The 18,447-nt window shown below is 63.3% G+C and carries 12 protein-coding genes; 6 read left to right on the top strand and 6 right to left on the bottom strand.

All coding sequences use genetic code 11. The features are described 5' to 3' along the window. Positions 1-268 precede the first annotated feature (268 nt). Complete coding sequence (locus QLG02_RS01785) at positions 269-1,450, top strand: M28 family metallopeptidase (RefSeq protein ID WP_024944172.1); 1,182 nt, start codon at positions 269-271, stop codon at positions 1,448-1,450. Between the two features lie 74 nt (positions 1,451-1,524). Here the strand turns inward: QLG02_RS01785 and QLG02_RS01790 are convergent, their stop codons facing one another. Continuing rightward, a complete protein-coding gene (locus QLG02_RS01790) occupies positions 1,525-1,737 on the bottom strand; it encodes a hypothetical protein (RefSeq protein ID WP_282464354.1) in 213 nt (70 codons plus the stop codon). Positions 1,738-2,053: 316 nt separating this feature from the next. Here QLG02_RS01790 and pykF point away from each other — a divergent pair, with 316 nt between their 5' ends. The 4 genes from pykF to QLG02_RS01810 all read left to right on the top strand — a co-directional run bounded on the left by pykF (position 2,054) and on the right by QLG02_RS01810 (position 9,057). Beyond that, complete coding sequence (pykF, locus tag QLG02_RS01795) at positions 2,054-3,466, top strand: pyruvate kinase PykF (protein ID WP_282464355.1); 1,413 nt, start codon at positions 2,054-2,056, stop codon at positions 3,464-3,466. A 149-nt stretch (positions 3,467-3,615) separates the two neighbouring features. After that, complete coding sequence (gene mscK, locus QLG02_RS01800) at positions 3,616-6,939, top strand: mechanosensitive channel MscK (RefSeq protein ID WP_282464356.1); 3,324 nt, start codon at positions 3,616-3,618, stop codon at positions 6,937-6,939. 212 nt (positions 6,940-7,151) lie between these two features. After that, positions 7,152-7,985: a hypothetical protein gene (locus QLG02_RS01805; RefSeq protein WP_269383048.1), complete on the top strand. Its 834-nt coding sequence runs from the start codon at positions 7,152-7,154 to the stop codon at positions 7,983-7,985. A 64-nt stretch (positions 7,986-8,049) separates the two neighbouring features. Further along, complete coding sequence (locus QLG02_RS01810) at positions 8,050-9,057, top strand: beta-propeller fold lactonase family protein (protein ID WP_282464357.1); 1,008 nt, start codon at positions 8,050-8,052, stop codon at positions 9,055-9,057. A gap of 100 nt (positions 9,058-9,157) precedes the next feature. Here the strand turns inward: QLG02_RS01810 and QLG02_RS01815 are convergent, their stop codons facing one another. Together QLG02_RS01815 and QLG02_RS01820 are read right to left on the bottom strand one after the other, a co-directional pair. Then, positions 9,158-10,396 carry a uracil-xanthine permease family protein gene (locus QLG02_RS01815; protein WP_016351527.1) on the bottom strand — a complete coding sequence of 413 codons (1,239 nt, stop codon included), beginning with the start codon at positions 10,394-10,396 and terminating at the stop codon, positions 9,158-9,160. Positions 10,397-10,810: 414 nt separating this feature from the next. Continuing rightward, positions 10,811-12,526 (bottom strand): NAD-dependent malic enzyme, encoded by a 1,716-nt coding sequence (locus QLG02_RS01820; protein WP_011706852.1) that lies wholly within the window; start codon positions 12,524-12,526, stop codon positions 10,811-10,813. A 240-nt stretch (positions 12,527-12,766) separates the two neighbouring features. Here QLG02_RS01820 and QLG02_RS01825 point away from each other — a divergent pair, with 240 nt between their 5' ends. Then, on the top strand, positions 12,767-13,897 hold the full coding sequence (locus tag QLG02_RS01825) for a hybrid sensor histidine kinase/response regulator (protein ID WP_282464358.1): 1,131 nt from the start codon (positions 12,767-12,769) through the stop codon (positions 13,895-13,897). Positions 13,898-13,956: 59 nt separating this feature from the next. Here QLG02_RS01825 and QLG02_RS01830 read toward each other — a convergent pair whose 3' ends face one another. From QLG02_RS01830 to QLG02_RS01840, 3 genes are read right to left on the bottom strand one after another with little or no spacing between them, the layout of a single operon-like run. After that, on the bottom strand, positions 13,957-14,934 hold the full coding sequence (locus QLG02_RS01830; protein ID WP_282464359.1) for a formate dehydrogenase subunit gamma: 978 nt from the start codon (positions 14,932-14,934) through the stop codon (positions 13,957-13,959). Next, entirely contained in the window at positions 14,931-15,554 is a 624-nt protein-coding gene (fdh3B, locus tag QLG02_RS01835) for a formate dehydrogenase FDH3 subunit beta (RefSeq protein WP_042865547.1), read from the bottom strand. The genes QLG02_RS01830 and fdh3B overlap by 4 nt, the downstream gene beginning before the upstream one ends. Positions 15,555-15,558: 4 nt before the next feature. After that, on the bottom strand, positions 15,559-18,447 hold the full coding sequence (locus QLG02_RS01840) for a formate dehydrogenase subunit alpha (protein WP_282464360.1): 2,889 nt from the start codon (positions 18,445-18,447) through the stop codon (positions 15,559-15,561).

The raw sequence follows: 18,447 nt of genomic DNA on the forward strand, positions 1-18,447 counted from the left end.
CTCCCTTTGTCAGCCCCCCAGGTCAGGGCTGCGCGCCGCCTCTGCGGCGGGCACGCTGCGCAGCTTCCCCTCGCCAGCACAAAGCACCAGCGGTTACCCCCAGCGGGGCGCAGTAGACAGCAGATCCTGCAGCGGCCCCCACCGGACGGGGGTAGGGTCGCGCCAGATGGGCAAATTCGCCGTTTTCTCCCTTTGGCTAGACTGGGCCAGTCGTCTTATGACACCCACTTGGCACACATGCCTGCAACTCACTCTGGAAGGATCCGCTATGAAACCCTTGTTGACCGCCCTCTTGCTTCCCCTGCTACCCCTCGCCGTACAGGCCGCCGAACCCGTCTGGATCACGGTCGGTGCCGACAGCGGCGTCGAACTCAAGCAGGTCAAGGCCAAGCTGGCCCCCCTGTTCAGCGCCAGCGGCGCCCCGGTCCAGCTGGCCCAGGTCGAGGCGAGCGAGCTCGGCACCCTCTCCCACCTGATGCACGAAGGGCACCAGCGCTGCGGCGGCTATGTGGTGCACAGCACCCTGGCCGACGCCCTGCAGAGCATGGCCCAGCCCATCAGCCAGAACCTGTTCAGCGCCCCGCCGCTGACCCAGGGGGCCAGTGTCAACCGGCTGCTGCCCTATCTGGATCAGGGCAACATAGTCGGCACCATCAGCCAGCTCGCCAGCTGGCGCAACCGCTACTACACCACCACCACAGGGGTGCAGTCGGCGGACTGGGTGGCCGGCCAGTGGCAGACCCTGAGCGCCACCCTGCCCTGGGCCAGCGTCAGCCGGGTCAAGCACAGCGGCTATCCGCAACAATCCGTGGTGCTGACCCTCAAGGGCAGCCGCTACCCGGACGAAGTGGTGGTGCTCGGCGGTCACCTCGACTCCACCGCGGGCTCGGCCCCCAACAGCCGTACCCTGGCCCCCGGCGCCGATGACGATGCCTCCGGCATCGCTACCCTGACCGAGGTGCTGCGGGTCATCGCCGAGCAGGGCCGCCAGCCGGAGCGCACCCTGCAGTTCATCGGCTATGCGGCGGAAGAGGTGGGGCTGCGCGGCTCCAAGGACATCGCCACCCGCTACAAGGCGGCCAATACCAAGGTGCTGGCGGCGCTGCAGCTGGACATGACCAACTACCAGGGGTCGGCGGAAGATATCGTCTTCATGACCGACTACACCGACAAGGGGCTGACCGGCTATCTGGCCCAGCTGCTCGACGCCTATCTGCCCCAGATCCGCTACGGCTATGACAGCTGCGGTTACGGCTGCTCGGATCACGCCTCCTGGCATAATCAGGGCTACCCGGCCGCCATGCCGTTCGAGTCGCGCTTCAACGACTACAACCCCAACATCCACACCGCCCAGGACACCTTGCAAAACTCTGACCCCTCGGCTGCCCACGCCCTCAAGTTCGCCCAGCTGGCCACCAGCTTCGCCATCGAGATGGGCAAGATAAACTGAGCCGCCAAGGCGAGGTGACGCACCTAAAACAAGAGGGAGGCCAGGCCTCCCTCTTTCGTCTCTGCGTCTGCCACTCAGGACTGTCGATGTATCCCGTCAAGCGGGGTACTGGGGTGCGGCAAGCCTTGCTGTGCGCGGGCCGTGGCGGCCTGGGCCTGGTGCATTTCAAGGCGCTCGAACGCGCGCAGCACGCCATCGCGGGGAGCGGGATCCACCGGCCAGCAGCTGGCGGGCAGCGCCTGCACGCCCAGCAGGGCAACGGACAACAGCAACAGATAAGGGGCCATCTTGCAGCACTCTTTGCGGCACTACGGTGGCAGCAGAGTGTCTATTCTTGTCGAGGACCGATGACGGCTTGATGACGGGATGGGATCGTCATTTTACAACATCTGACGAGGCGGGCCGGCGCCGAGATACATATGGCGACATTTATGCCAAATCTGCGCGGACCAGTTAATTTATGCCCTAAAAAGTAGCCAAGAGGAAAACGTTATCCCTGAAAAGAAAACGTTATCTGGTCAAAACGTTGTTTCTGGATCATAAAAAGTATCCAAAAACTGGTGTATATTGCACGGCGGAAACTCCTTAACCATGAAGACTGACATGAAAAAGACCAAAATCGTCTGCACCATCGGTCCCAAGACCGAATCCAAAGAAATGCTGGCCAAGATGCTGGACGCCGGCATGAACGTCATGCGCCTGAACTTCTCCCACGGCGACTACGCCGAGCACGGTGGTCGCATCAGCAACCTGCGCGCTGTCATGGCCGAAACCGGCAAGCACGCAGCCATTCTGCTGGACACCAAGGGTCCGGAAATCCGTACCATCAAGCTGGAAGGCGGCAACGACGTTGCCCTGGTCGCTGGCCAGACCTTCACCTTCACCACCGACCAGACCGTGGTTGGCAACAAAGACAAAGTAGCCGTGACCTATGCCGGTTTCGCCAACGACCTGCGCGTCGGCAACCGCATCCTGGTTGACGATGGCCTGATCGGTCTGGACGTCATCGAGCTCACCGAGCGCGAAGTCATCTGTAAAGTACTGAACAACGGCGATCTGGGCGAGAACAAGGGCATCAACCTGCCGGGCGTCTCCATCAAGCTGCCGGCCCTGGCCGAGAAAGACAAGCGCGACCTGATCTTCGGTTGCGAGCAAGGCGTTGATTTCGTTGCCGCCTCCTTCATTCGCAAGAAAGAAGACGTGCTGGAAATCCGTGAGCACCTGAAAGCCCACGGTGGCGAGAACATCCAGATCATCTCCAAGATCGAAAACCAGGAAGGCCTGGACAACTTCGACGAGATCCTGGCTGTTTCCGACGGCATCATGGTTGCTCGTGGCGACATGGGTGTCGAAATCCCGGTTGAAGAAGTTATCTTCGCCCAGAAGATGATCATCGAGAAGTGCAACAAAGCCCGCAAAGTGGTCATCACCGCCACCCAGATGCTGGACTCCATGATCAAGAACCCGCGTCCGACCCGCGCCGAAGCCGGCGACGTGGCCAACGCCATCCTGGACGGTACCGACGCAGTGATGCTGTCCGGTGAGTCCGCCAAGGGCAAATACCCGCTGGAAGCCGTGACCATCATGGCCACTATCTGCGAGCGTACCGATGCCGTGATGCCGTCCAACCTGTCTGCTGCCAACGACAGCAACAAGCTGCGCATCACCGAAGCAGTCTGCAAAGGCGCGGTAGAGACCTCCGAGAAGCTGGACGCCCCGCTGATCGTGGTTGCCACCGAAGGCGGCAAGTCTGCCAAGGCCATCCGCAAGTACTTCCCGAAAGCCTGGATCCTGGCCATCACCACCAACAAGAAGACCGCTGCCCAGCTGGTACTGACCAAGGGTGTGGTTGCTCACGTGGTTGACAGCATCGCCTCCACCGACGATTTCTATCGCATCGGTAAAGAAGCGGCGCTGGCCAGCGGCATGGGTCTGAAGGGTGACGTGGTTGTCATGGTCTCCGGTGCCCTGGTACCGAGCGGCACCACCAACACCGCTTCTGTTCACGTTCTTTAATCGGAACTGAACAAGCTGAAAACGGCGCCTGCGGGCGCCGTTTTTTTTATCTGCCCCCCTGCTGCCCATTCCTGCCCGGTGTTAGAATCCACGCGGATTTAATCCAAGTGGGAAATCTCCCAAATATCGCGTAATAACCCGGAAGTTTTATGCTCTCAACACGTTTCAAAAGAGCCTCGGCGACCCTGTTGCCGCTGCTCTGCTTACTCGTCAGCCTCTGCGCCCCGCAAGCCATGGCGCAGGATGTGCCCTCACGTGCCAGTGTGCAGCGGGCGCTCGATGCCCTTGGCAAGTCTGATACCCTCACCGTCAGCCAGCAGGCCGACCAGAAATTCCTGACCGACACCCTCACCCTGCTCGACAGCATCGAGAAGGAGAAGAGCAAGGCCAAGAGCCAGAGCGAGCGTATCCGCTCCCTGCCGGCCGAGCTCAGGGACATCAGCGCCAAGCTCGATGCCCTGACCCAGAACAAGAGTGCCGAGCAGATCAAGAGTGAATACGCCAGCATGAGCCTGAGCGAGCTGGAGAGTCGCCAGCCCGACGTCATGGCCAACATGCAGGATGCCCAGGAAGCCCTCGGCACCATCGGCAGCCAGATCACCAGCCTGCAAACCCTGCCGGAGCGGGCCCAGGCCCTGATGAGCCGCGCCTATCAGCGCAGCCAGGAGATCCGTACCCGCCTCAATGCCGGTGACGGGGTGAGCGGTGCCGAGAAAATGAAGCTGGGCGCCGAGCTGGCCCTCCAGGAGCTGCAACTGGCCAACCTGCAACAGCAGCTGGACAACCGCACCAGCATGCAGGATCTGGCGGTCAAGCAGCGCGATTACCAGAGCGCCCGCCTCGCGAGCGAAGAGCAGAAACTGCAACTACTGCAAGAGCAGAGCAGTGCCAAGCGCCTCGGTGACACCGAAAAGACCGCCGAACAGACCGGCGAGCTGGTCGCCGCGGATGACAATCCGCTGGTACAAAAAGAGCAGGAGCTCAACCATCAGCTCAGCCAGCAACTGGTCAGCGCCACCACCAACCTCAACTCGCTGGTACAGAAGAACCTGCAGGCCAAGAGCTGGCTGGAGCGCGGCACCCAGACCGAGCGCAACCTCAACGAACAGGTGCAGATGCTCAAGGGCAACCTGCTGCTGTCACGCATTCTCTACCAGCTCTATCAACAGCTGGAGTCGTCGCCCTCCACGCTGGTGAAGAACCTGGAAGAGCAGATCGCCGACCTGCACCTGGCCCAGTTCGAGCTGAGCCAGCAGCGCGACCAGCTGTTCCAGAAGACCCAGTATCTGGACAACCTGATCGCCAACAGCAGCGAGCCGGTGAGCGAGGAGGACAGAGCCAGCCTCTCCAAGCTGCTCGACACCCGCATCAGCCTGCTCGACCAGCTCAACCGCCAGCTGGATGCCCAGCTGACCAACGCCATCAGCCTGCAGCTGACCCAGCAGCAGCTGGCGCGGATCTACTCCTCCATCGAATTTACCCTGCAGCAGCACATCTTCTGGGTGAGCAGCAACAAGCCCATCGACGGCAAGTGGTTCATCAGCTGGCCGGCCCAGGCCTACAAGCAGGCCTCCGACTGGGTGCTGAAACCGGACTGGAGCGGCTGGGGTGAAACCTTGTTGCCGATCACCCTGCTGGCCCTGCCGCTGCTGCTGGTGGGCGGTCTGCTGATCTGGAAGCGCCCGGCGCTGGTGGAGCGGCAGAAGAAGATCACCAAGGATCTGGGGCGTTTTCGCCAGGACAGCCAGTGGCACACCCCGCGCGCCCTGCTGTTTACCGTGCTGCAGCGCCTGCCGGGCAGCCTGTTCATCCTGGCTGCCGGCCTGCTGCTGACTGACTGCGGTCTGCTCAGCTCCAAGCTCATTTTCCAGATCACCCTCAATCTGGCACTCGGTTACCTGGTGTTCAGCGTCTATCTGACGGTGATGCGGCCGGGCGGCATTGCCGAGACCCATTTCCGCATTGCCAGAGCCGAGCTGCAGGCCAAGCGCACCAGCATGCGCTACCTGTGGGTGCCCTTGCTGCCGCTCATCATGTTGTCGACCAAGGCGGTGGTAGAACCATCGTCGCTGGGCAACGACGTGGTGGGGCAGGCGCTGACCCTGGCCCTGCTGGGGCTGGCCGCCTACCTGGTGTTCCCCATCTCCCGCGCCCGCATCAAGGGCGAGGCGAGCATGCAGCAGTCCATCACCGCCATCGCCCTGGCGCTGGCACCGGTAGCGCTGATGGTGCTGGTCGGGCTGGGCTACTACTACACCGCCCTCAAGCTGACCGGCCGGCTGATCGAATCCTTCTACCTCATCATCATCTGGAGCCTGGTCTACCGCACTGCCCTGCGCGGCCTCGAGCTGGCGGCCCGTCGTCTGGCCTATCGCCGTGCGGTGGCCAAGCGCGAGCACAAGTCCTCGGAAGATGCGGAAGGGGGTGAATCCATCGAAGAGCAGCCCATGGATCTGGAGGATGTCAGCCAGCAGTCCCTGCGCCTGACCCGCACCGTGCTGCTGCTGGTGTTCGGCGTGGCCTTCTACTGGCTCTGGTCCGATCTGGTGGCGGTCTTCTCCTACCTCGACAGCATGGTGCTGTGGCACAAGAGCGTGGGCTCCGGCGCCAATGCGGTGCTCTACCCCGTCAGCCTGAGCGATGTGCTGACCGCCATCTTCATGCTGGGGGCGGCCTGGTCGCTGGCCCGCAACCTGCCGGGTCTGCTGGAGGTGCTGGTGCTCTCCAAGCTGCGCCTGGCCCAGGGCACGGCCTACGCCATCACCACCATGCTCAACTACGTGCTGATCGGGGTCGGTACCCTCACCGCCCTCTCCCTGATGGGCATGCAGTGGGACAAGCTGCAGTGGCTCGCCGCCGGTCTGACGGTCGGTATCGGTTTCGGTCTGCAGGAGGTGGTCGGCAACTTCGTCTCCGGCATCATCATCCTGTTCGAGCGTCCGGTGCGGATCGGTGACACCGTCACCATCGGTACCTTCTCCGGCACCGTCTCCAAGATCCGCATCCGCGCCACCACCATCACCGACTTCGATCGCAAGGAGGTGATCATCCCCAACAAGGTGCTGATGACCGAGCGGCTGATCAACTGGTCGCTGAGCGACACCGTCACCCGGGTCATCGTGCGGGTGGGGGTGGCCTACGGTTCGGATCTGGAGCTGACCCGTACCCTGCTGAAACAGGCGGCGGACGACAACAGCCGCGTCTTGAAAGACCCGGCCCCCATCGTCTACTTCCTCACCTTCGGCCCCAGCACCCTGGATCACGAGCTGCGCTTCTTCGTGAGCGAGCTCGGCGATCGCAACCCGGCGGTGGACGAGCTGAACCGCAAGATCGACGCCCTGTTCAAGGCCAACGGCATCGAGATCGCGTTCAACCAGATGGACGTCTACATCAAGAACATGAAGGGCGAAGAGCAGAAGGTGGAGTCCGACTCCGCCCAGCCTCCCGCACTGCCGGGTGCCCAGCCCGGCTAAGGCAGCACGCCATGCCACTCGAAGGCCCCGCAAGGGGCCTTTTTTATGGTCGGCGGCCGGCCGCCCACGCTGGTTTTGTGACGTGCCGGCCAGAATGGGACGCCGTTTGCCGCTAGCCTGAAGCGCTTACCTCCCCCAGTGAGGGGGTCTGCCAATCCGGGCCGGCCGCGATACACTGAGGGGCCAACCCCCACATTTGCCAAGGTGCGCCAATGAGTTCCCAACCCTCTCTGCTCTCTTTTCTCGGCTCTCCCCTGCTCGGGGTGGCCGCCACCTATGTCGACCCCGCCAGCAAGGAGACCGGCGTCTACATCTGCGGGGTCGAGATCCAGGCCGGCGACGAGCTGCTGCTGAACTTTCCCAAGGGGCACCAGCTGGCGGTGGGAGAAAAAATCACCCTGCATCTGGACAACCGCACCGGGGTCGACGAGTACGATGCCTCCTTGAGCGTCTACCGCGTCTCCTACAAGGGGGTGATAACACGCACCGCCCCGGACAAGGTGCAGGTCACCCCGCTGCAGTTCGAGCTCTGGTACGGCAACCGGGTGGTCTATGGCTTCGCCCGGCCGGACTATCAGCATCCGGCCGATGAACGCTCCGCTCGCGAGCTGCCGGTCACCCCGCTCACCGGCCTGCCGGTGCCTGACCTGCGCGAAGTGGAGAACAAGATCGGGGTACTGGTGACCCGGGCCCAGTCCCAGCCACACACCACTGTGCTGGCGTTTCTCTCCTCCGATGAGGACGACATCTTCTTCATCACCTTCCCCGAGACCTTCAAGTCGCAGCTGCTCAAGCGCGACGGCCGCTGCCACTTCGCCATCGACTCGCGGGCGGTGTTCACCTACACCCGCGCCATCGAGTGGAACTACACCATCATCGCCGCCGATGCCTACCAGATCCCGCAGGATCATCCGCTGTTCGAGCCCATCCGCGCCGCCTTCGTGCAGAAGAATCCGTGGGAAGTGGGCTTCTTCAGCCACCCGCAGGTGGAGCTCTACCACCTCAAGGCCCGTCAGGTGGTCTGCCCGGGGCGGGCAAAAGAGTAGGCCAGAACGGGCCCGAAAGAGGATAAGATGACCGCCGTTGCCCATGACAAGGAGTAGAGAGCAGATGCAGCAGGTCGTTTATGTGGCGAGCCCCGCCAGCCAGCAGATCCACGTGTTCGCCCTGGCCGGGAGCGGAGAGCTCGCGCCATTGCAGGTGGTCGACACCCCGGGCCAGGTCCAGCCGCTGGTGATCAGCCCGGACAGGCACTGGCTCCATGCCGCCGTGCGGCCCGATTTTGCGCTCATCAGCTACCGGATTGACGTGGATGGCCGGCTCAGCGAGCCGAGCTCGGCGCCGCTGGCGGGCAGCGCCTCCCACACCGCCATCTCGGCCGACGGCCGCTTCCTGCTGGCGGCCTCCTATGCCTTCAATCATGTCACCGTCTCCGCCATCGGAAGCGCCGGTCGGGCAGAGTCGCCCCACCAGCAGCTCGACGGCTTGCAGGCCGCCCACTCGGTCACCCTGCTGGCCGCCGATGGCCAGGGCGAGCAGGAGGTGCTGGTCGCCTGCCTCAAGGAGGACCGTATCCGCCGCTTTGTGCTCTGCCGGGAGGGTCGGCTGCGCCCCCATCCACGGGGGGATCTGCAGACTGCCAGCGGCGCCGGCCCGCGCCATCTGGCGCTGCATCCAAGCAATGGCGACCTCTATTGCCTGAACGAGCTCGACTGCACCATCAACCGCTACCGGCGCAGCGCCGACGGCGACATCACACTGTGCCAGAGCCTGGAGATGCTGCCCGCCGGTTATCAGGGGGAGTACTGGGGCGCGGATCTGCACGTGACGCCGGATGGGCGCTTTCTCTACAGCAGCGAGCGGGCCAGCAGCCTGCTGACCCAGTTCGCCATTGCGCCGGATGGCGAACTCGGGGTGGTCGGCCACTTCCCCACCGAAACCATGCCGCGCGGCTTTGCCATCGACGGGCAGGGCCGCTGGCTGCTGGCGGCAGGGCAGGCCTCCCACCAGCTGGCGCTGCACCGCATCGATCCGGCCAGCGGCGCCCTGACCCTGCAGGCACGTCAGCCAGTGGGCGAAGGGGCCATGTGGGTGCGGGTATTGACGCTGGCACCCTGAGCTCTCAGCACTTAGCCCAAGCCTGGCGCACCGACAAAACAGAGAGGCCACCCTGGGGTGGCCTCATTTTCATCATCTCAATGCAAGTCAACGCAGGGATTTAATCCTTGGCGCTCTCCATGGCACCCTCTTCGGAGTGCTGGGGCAGGATGAGGTTGAGCAGGATGGCGGCCACCGAGGCCAGACCCACGCCAGCCAGGGCGAAGTCACCGATCTTCATCTCCAACGCACCGACACCCACGGTCAGGGTCACGGCCACGATGGCGATGTTGCGCGACAGCCCCAGATCCACCTTGGACTCCACCAGGGTCTTGAGACCGATGGCGGCGATGGATCCGAACAGCAGCAGCATGATGCCGCCCATCACCGGCATCGGGATGGAGGTGAGCAGGGCGTTGAACTTGCCGAAGAAGGCCAGAATGATGGCGAACACCGCGGCCCAGGTCATGGTAACCGGGTTGAAGTTGCGAGTGATCATCACGGCGCCGGTCACTTCGGCATAGGTGGTGACGGGGGGGCCACCGATGAACCCGGCGAAGCAGACGCCGATGCCGTCACCGGCCAGGGTACGGTGCAGACCCGGGTTCTTGGTGTAATCCTTGCCCGTCACGCCACCGATGGCCAGCACGCCGCCGATGTGTTCGATACAGGGGGCGATGGCCACCGGCAGCATGAACAGCGCCGCAGCCCAGTTGATCTCGGGGGTCACGAAGTGGGGCAGCGCCAACCAGGGGGCGTTCACCATGCCATCGAAGCTCACCTGACCCATCAGCACGGCGGCCACATAACCGGCGATGACGCCGGAGAGGATGGGGATGAGCTTGATCCAGCCCTTGCAGAACACCGCCGCAATCAGGGTCACCGCCAGCGAGATGCCGGCCAGGGTCAGCGCAACCGAGGCTGGCACGACCTGCTCACCGCCGGCGCGGCCCATCGCCATGTTGCAGGCCACCTGGGCGACCGACAGACCGATCACCATGATCACCGGACCAATCACCACCGGCGGCAGCAGCTTGTGCACGAAGCCCATCCCACGCACGCGAATGAGCGCGGCCAGGATGAAGTACATGAAACCGGCGGCAAACAGACCGAACATGGTGGAGGGCAGGCCCCAGGTCTGGGTGGCGTAAATGATGGGGGCGATGAAGGCAAAGCTGGAACCGAGGAAAATCGGGACCTGGCGGCGGGTGCAGAGCTGGAACAGCAGGGTGCCCACACCGGCGCCAAGCAGGGCCATGGAGGGGTTCAGTCCGGTGAGCAGGGGCACCAGAACCATGGCACCGAAGGCGACAAACAGGATTTGCAGCCCGGCGACACTTTGCTTGACTAAGGAAAACATGGATGTCCTTAATTTTTTGATAACTGACGGGGATATTTGACACTTTTCAGTTATCACAAGACTTTTTCAAGGCACTGAATGAGCCATTCGGCGTCATTTGTTGCCTCTTACTGCTTGGGGAGGGCATGAAACTGGCTTTTTAGGCGGGATTCGTTGCTACAAGCATCGAGGAAGCGATTTTACGCACTTTTATGGCCGACGCCAATCGTTTTTCTGCCTGGTTTATTGATCGCCAGTTCAACAGGGTTATGTTTTATACGCCGAGTGAGGGAAAAGCAGGGGATTGAACTTGCAATGATGCGGATTCACTGTTTGACGGCCGAGCTTGGCTACCAGGGCAAAAGATCTGCAAAAAAGAGAGGGGGGCAATGTCCCCCCTCTACTATCAATGAGTCAATAACACCGGTAAGTAGTCTATACCCGGCGATAGGGCAGATAGACCGGCTCCCACATGTGGTTGAGGATGTGCTGCTGCAGATCCTGACCGATCAGCGGGTGGGAAGGATCCCGCCGCACTATGTCTTTCAGCACCGCCGTCGCCACGTGCACCGAGATGTTGCGCAGCTCGCGAATGCGCGGATAGACGGCCCCCTTGGCCAGGTCCACCTCGCTCACGCACTCCGCCAGCGCAAAGGCGGCGGTGGTGAAGATGTCCGGCGTGATCTCGCGGATCTGGCTGACGATGGCCGCCAGACCCACCCCCGGGAAGATGAAGACGTTGTTGCCCTGACCGACCCGGAACTCCTGCCCCTCGTAGTGCACATCCTTGAACGGGCTGCCGGTGGCGACGATGGCCTTGCCCTTGCTCCAGCGATAGATGTCGTCCGGCAACGCCTCGCAGTTGGCGGTCGGGTTGGAGAGCGGGAACACCATGGGGCGCGCGCAGTGTTTTTGCATCAGCTGCACGTGCTCCTCCTTGAAGGCGCCGCCCGAGCCGCTGGTGCCGAGCAGCACAGTGATCGGCACGTGACGCAGCACGTCGGTCAGGTTGGCCTTGCCGGGCACCTCGGTGTCCCAGCCGGCCAGCAGCAGGCCAGGCTTGGCGTAGCGGCGCTTGTACTCGTCGAGCCCCTCGCGGTTGTCACACACCAGCCCCTGGGTATCCAGGATGTAGATGCGATCGCGGGCCGCCTGCGGATCCAGCCCTTCGCGGATCATGCCCGCGCAGATCTGATCCGCCACCCCGACCCCGCCGGCACCGGCGCCATAGACCAGGTAGTTCTGCTGGCCCAGGGTCTCGCCCTTGACCTTGACCGCCCCTATGATGCCCGCCAGCACCACGGCACCTGTGCCCTGGATGTCGTCGTTGAAGGACGGCAGCGACTGCTGATAGCGGGAGAGATTGTTGAAGGCGTTGGACTTGCTGAAATCCTCCCACTGCAGCACTGCGTTCGGGAAGTGGCGCTTGACCCCGGCCACGAACTTGTCGATGAAGTCGTCGTACTCCTTGCCGCGAATGCGCTTGTGGGGCTGACCCAGGTACATGGGATCATCCAGCAGCGCCTGATTGTCGGTGCCCACATCGAGCGCGATGGGCAGGCAGCAGGCGGGGTGAATGCCGGCAGCCAGGGTATAGAGGGAGAGCTTGCCAATGGGAATGCCCATGCCACCCACCCCCTGGTCACCGATCCCCAGGATCCCCTGGCTGTCGGTCACGACGATGATGCGCACCGATTTGGCATCCAGCTGACGGGCCAGGGAGCCCATGTCATCGACGTTCTTCGGGGTGATGTAGAGGCCGCGCGCCTTCTGGTAGCGGTGGCTGAACTCCTGACACGCCTTGCCCACGGTCGGGGTATAGATGATGGGGGTCATCTCCTCCACGTGGCGCGCCAGCAGGGCGTAGAACAGGGTCTCGTTGCGATCCTGCAATGCCCGCAGGTTCTGATACTTCTCGATGTCGCTGCAGGCGCTCAGAAAGCCCTGATAGACCCGATCCAGCTGGGCTTCGAAGGTTTGCACCTGGGGAGGCAACAGGCCGTCGAGCTCGAAGTCGGCGCGCTCCTGTTCGGTAAAGGCGGTGCCCTTGTTGAGATTGCGATCGTTGAGCAGATCGGTGCCAGTCAGTGCAACGGGGCGAAAATCTTGTCCCTGTGCATCTTTCCACAGCAGATATTGTCCGGTAGCCATAGTCATTCTCTTTGATTTACGTGAAATTGCCGTTCGGCAGGAGAGCAAGACTCATAATGAAATCAATCATATGACGTTTGCCTGTTTAGTTTTGTGAGCTTGGGCATACCCTGCGGCCAAAATCCGCACCGAGGTGGATGATGGTCTCATACCGGCCACGCGCCACAGAGAGTGGCCAACTATGCTCAACAGCAGGCCACCGGCAGGGAGAGGTTCCCGGGGACAGGAGAGAGCAAACAGATGAGTGAAATCCTGATCGTCGATGACATGGCATCCAACCGCTACATCTTGCGCAGTCTGCTGGAAGAGGCGGGTTACCGGGTGCGGGAGGCCACCGACGGCCTGCAGGCGGTGGATGCCGCCACCGAGTTCCCCCCCGATCTGGTGCTGATGGACATCAACATGCCGGTGATGGACGGTTACGAGGCGTGCCGCCGCATCAAGCTGCTGCCGGGCCAGTGGTGCCTGCCGGTGCTCTTCATCAGTACCAACAGCGGGATCGGGGCGCTCGAACAAGCCTTTCAGGCCGGCGGCTGCGACTATGTCTCCAAGCCGTTCCACCAGCTCGAGGTGCTGGCCCGGGTGCAAAACCAGCTGCGACTCAAGGAGCTGGGACGCCAACAGGCCAAGGTGCAGCTCTACCAGAGCCTGTTTCAGCTCACCGCCGGCATCGCCCACGAGATCAACACCCCCATCGGCATCGGCATCACCGCCTCCAGCCTCATTCACGGCGCCGGCGATCTGCTGGCCAGCGCGGTGCAAAACGGCATGCTGGGGCAGCGCCTGCTCCAGCAGCAGCTCACCGACATCAAGGAGGGCACCGAGCTGGTGGAGTCCAGCCTACGTCGGGTCGCCCTGCTGGTGACCCGCTTCAAGGAGCTGACCCGGGATCAGACCGAGCTGCCCGCCACCCCCTTTGCCGTACAGAAGAGCCTGCGCAAGCTGCTGCAGGCCTTCACCCCCGAGTTTCTCATCGCCAGGGTCAACGCCGAGCTGGGCGGCGAGGAGGTCACCCTGACCGCCCCCGAGTCGCTGTTTCTCGACCTGGTGCAGGAGCTCATCAAGAACAGCATGGAGCACGCCTTCAAGGGGCCGGGGGAGCACCGCCTCTCCCTGCAGGTGGAGCGGGCCGGCAGCGAGCTGCTGCTGATCTACCGGGACAACGGCCCCGGCATGGCGGCCGAGCAGCTGACCCACCTGTTCGAGCCCTTCTTCACCACCCTGCGCGGCGACCCCCGCCACTGCGGGCTGAGCGCCTGTCGCATCCACAACCTGGTGGAGAACAACCTGCACGGTCAGCTCGCCGTCACCAGCCCGCCCGGCGAGGGGCTCTGCTACCGCATCCGGCTGCCGCTGCAGCCGCCGCTCTGAGCGGCAGACACAACAAAGGGGCGCCGCAGCGCCCCTTCTCTTTCATCCTGATGTCGCGGTCAGCGCCCGCCTGACTTGCCCGTGTCAGGCTTGTCGAGCTGGTGCTTCACCTCTTCATACCAGAGGTCGTGGTGCTCCTTGGCCCAGGTCTCGTCCACCTCGCCGCTGATCATCCCCTCCAGCGCCCCTTCCAGCTGGAACAGGCCCATGTAGATATGGAAGATGAAGCCACAGATGAGGATCAAGGCCCCGACGATGTGGATGAAACTGGCCCACTCCATCTGGCGGCGCAGCTGGCCGAAGATGGGAAAGTCCAGAAACAGCCCGGTCGCCACCACGATGCCGCCAAACCAGATCAGCAGCCAGAAGATCGCCTTCTCGCCGCCGTTGGAGAAGCCCGCCGAGGGGTGACTCCCCTTGTGGGGCCCCAGCATGCCGCCCGCCTTCATGAACCACTGCACATCCACCATGTTGACGATGTTGTGGCGAAACCACTTGATGAGCACTCCCATCAGGCAGAGGAAGAAGAGCGGCCCCACGTAGTTGTGGAACACCTTGGCGAACCAGATCCAGTTCTCCCACACCCCGATGCTCACCACCAGCTTGATGAAGTGCTTGCCGTAGATGATGGCCAGCCCGGACCCGGACAGGGTCAGGAACATGCCCGCCGTGGTCCAGTGCAGCGCCCGATCGAGCCGGCTCCAGCGCTTGAGCTTGCGCCCGGTGCGCGGCTTGGAGAGCTTGGTCGGCCCCACCGCCCAGTACATCAGGCCGCACATGGCCAAGGAGCCGAAGATGGCGATGGCACCGAGCGGCGACACCCACTTGGTCTTCACCTCGAACCAGAGCTGGCCCGGCACCGAGATGAGCACCCCGTGCTCCGGCGAGCGGGAGGTGGTCACCCCCTCCTGCCCGTCCTTCACCGCCCGCCAGTAGTCGGCGCCGGCAAAGCCGACCGCCTCTTTCTCGGCGTCGGCGAAGCTGGCGGTACTCACCAGCAGCAGGGCGGCAAACAGGGCCATTAGCCAGGTTTTCATGCCGCCCCTCCCTTGCCCGCCTTGCTGGCGTCATGGAACAGCTCTTCACCGCTGCCCCAGCCCGCTTCCTTGGCGCCGCGATAGGCGACCCGCTCGCGGAAGATGTCGGAGATGACCTGCGCATCCCCCGCCAGCAGCGCCTTGGTGGAGCAGAGCTCGGCACACATGGGCAGCTTGCCCTCGGCGATGCGGTTGGCTCCGTACTTCTGGCGCTCCGCCTCGCTGTGATCCTCTTCCGGGCCGCCGGCACAGAAGGTGCACTTGTCCATCTTGCCCCGATCGCCGAAGGCGGCGGTCTTCGGGAACTGGGGCGCCCCGAACGGGCAGGCAAACAGGCAGTAACCGCAACCGATGCAGAGATCCTTGTTGTGCAGCACTATGCCGTCGTCGGTGTGATAGAAGCAGTCGGCCGGGCAGACCGCCATGCAGGGGGCGTCGGTGCAGTGCATGCAGGCGACCGAGATGGAGGTCTCCCCCGGCAGACCGTCGTTGAGGGTCACCACCCGGCGGCGCTGGATGCCCCACTCGAGGGCATCGTCGTTCTCGTTCTTGCACGCCGTCACACAGCCGTTGCACTCGATGCAGCGCTTGGTGTCACACATGAATTTCATTCTGGCCATGAGATCAGGCTCCTACTTGGCGAAAACGGCACAGGGTGACCTTGGTCTCCTGCATCTGGGTAACCGGGTCATAGCCATAGGTGGTGACTATGTTGACCGACTCCCCCAGCACATAGGGGTCTGACCCTTCCGGATATTTGGCGCGCAGATCCTGGCCCTCGAAGTGGCCGCCGAAGTGGAACGGCATAAAGGCGAGCCCAGGTTTGACCCGCGGGGTCACCAGCGCCTTCACCTTGACCCGGCCCCCTTCCGGCCCCTCCACCCACACATCCTGACCGTCGCGCACGCCGACGTCGTTGGCATCCGCCGGGTTCATCTCGACGAACATCTCCTGCTGCAGCTCGGCCAGCCAGGGGTTGGAACGGGTCTCGTCACCGCCTCCCTCGTACTCCACCAGACGGCCGGAGGTGAGGATGATCGGGAACTCCTTGCTGACATCCTTCTCCTGCACCGAGGCGTACTGGGTCGGCAGGCGCCACAGGCTCTTGGCGTCCGGCCAGGTGGCGTAGTCGGCCAAGAGATCACGGCGCGGGGTGTAGAGCGGCTCGCGGTGCTTGGGCACCTGATCCGGGAAGGTCCACACCACGCAGCGCGCCTTGGCGTTGCCGTAGGGCACGAAGCCGTGTTTGATGGCCACCCGCTGGATGCCGCCGGAGAGATCGGTCTTCCAGTTCTTGCCCTCGGCCTCTTTCTTCTCGGCTTCGGTCAGCTCATCCCACCAGCCGAGCTGTTTCAGCAGGTCGGCAGTGATCTCGGGATAGCCGTCTTCCACTTCGCTTCCCTTCGGCCAGGAGTCTTCGGCCAGCAGCGAGACGCCCTGATACTCGATGCCGAAGCGGGCGCGGAAACCGCCGCCCCCTTCGGAGACCGGAATGCTGGTGTCGTAGAGGATATGGCTGCCGGGGTGCTTCATCTCCGGAGTGCCCCAGCAGGGCCAGGGCAGACCGTACACTTCGCCGCTGACCGGGCCGCCCTCGGCCTTGAGGTTGGTCTTGTGGAAGGTGTGCCAGTTCTGCTGGTGCGCCTTGAGCCGCTCCGGGCTCTGGCCGGTGTAGCCCACGCTCCACATGCCGCGGTTGTACTCGCGGGTGATGTCTTCCAAGAGCGGCTCGTTGTTCTCCACCTTGATGTGCTTGAACAGCTCATCGGCAAAGCCGAGCTTCTTGCTCAGCAGATACATGATCTCGTGGTCGACCTTGGATTCGAACAGGGGTTCTATCACCTTGTCGCGCCACTGCATGGAGCGGTTGGTAGCGGTGACGGAACCATAGGTTTCGAACTGGGTGGTGGCCGGCAGCAGGTAGACGCCGTCAGTACGATCGTTCATGACGGCAGCGACTGTGGGATACGGGTCGACAATCACCATCATGTCGAGCTTTTGCATCGCCTTCTTCATCTCGGGGCCGCGGGTCTGGGAGTTGACCGCATGGCCCCAGTAGAACATGGCGCGGATGTTGGAGCCCTGCTCGATGAGATCGGCGTTCTCCAGCACCCCGTCCACCCAGCGGGAGACCGGGATGCCGTTGTTGTTCATCGGCAGCTTGCCGTTGTAGGCCTTGTTGTCAAAACGCGCCTTGATCCACTCGTAATCGACATCCCACACCCGGGCCCAGTGCTTCCAGGAGCCCTCTTCCAGCCCGTAGTAACCGGGCAGAGAGTCTGAGGTGACGCCAAAGTCGGTGGCACCCTGCACGTTGTCGTGACCACGGAAGATGTTGGTGCCCGCCCCGCTCTTGCCCACGTTGCCGAGGGCCAGTTCGAGGATGCAGTAGGCGCGGGTGTTGTTGTTACCTGTGGTGTGCTGGGTGCCGCCCATGCACCAGACCACGCAGCCGGGGCGGTTGTCGGCCAGCAGCTTGGCAGCGCCATGGACCTGCTGCTCGTTGAGGCCGGTCACCCGCTCCACTTCCGCCGGCGTCCAGCGCGCCACCTCTTTTTGCACCTCGTCCATGCCATAGACGCGGGTGCGGATGAACTCTTTGTCTTCCCAGCTGTTCTTGAAGATGTGCCAGAGCATGCCCCAGATAAAGGCGACGTCGGTGCCCGGACGCAGGGAGAGGTACATGTCCGCCTTGGCGGCGGTGCGGGTGCGGCGCGGGTCGACCACCAGGATCTTGCAGCCGTTGCGCTCTTTCGCCAGCAGGATGTGCTGCATGGCGACCGGGTGGGCCTCCGCCGGGTTGGAGCCGATGAACATGATCGACTTGCTGTTGTGCATGTCGTTCAGGCTGTTGGTCATGGCGCCGTAGCCCCAGGTGTTGGCGACCCCGGCGACCGTGGTGGAGTGGCAGATGCGCGCTTGGTGATCCACGTTGTTGGTGCCCCACAGGGACGCCATCTTGCGAAACAGGTAGGCCTGCTCGTTGGAGTGCTTGGCGGAGCCGAGCCAGTAGACGCTGTCGGGGCCGGACTCCTTGCGAAGGCGCAGCACTTCATTGCCCACCTCTTCGATGGCCTGTACCCAGCTCAGGCGCTGCCACTTGCCGCCCACCAGCTTCATCGGGTACTTGAGGCGACGCTCGCCGTGGCCGTGCTCGCGCAGGGCAGCTCCCTTGGCGCAGTGACCGCCGAGGTTGAAGGGGTGATCGAAGGCCGGCTCCTGACCGGTCCAGACGCCGTTTTGCACCTCGGCATAGACGCCGCAGCCCACCGAGCAGTGGGAGCAGATGGTGCGCTTCACCTCGACCGGCACGTCGGCCGCCACGCTCTTGGCCTCGGCCCGCTGCATCATGGCCGGCGCCAGCCAGCCGGCCGCCACGGCGCCACCGGCCACCAGACCTGAGTTGACCATAAAGGCGCGACGGGTCAGCCCTTGACCGCGAGCGGCCCCATTGCTTTGCAAGCTGCCCTGCTCGCCCGCCTGGGGCTGCTCGGCACGTTTCGTCAGTTTCAT

The organism is Aeromonas sp. V90_14, assembly GCF_029967615.1.
Taxonomy (GTDB): domain Bacteria; phylum Pseudomonadota; class Gammaproteobacteria; order Enterobacterales; family Aeromonadaceae; genus Aeromonas; species Aeromonas hydrophila.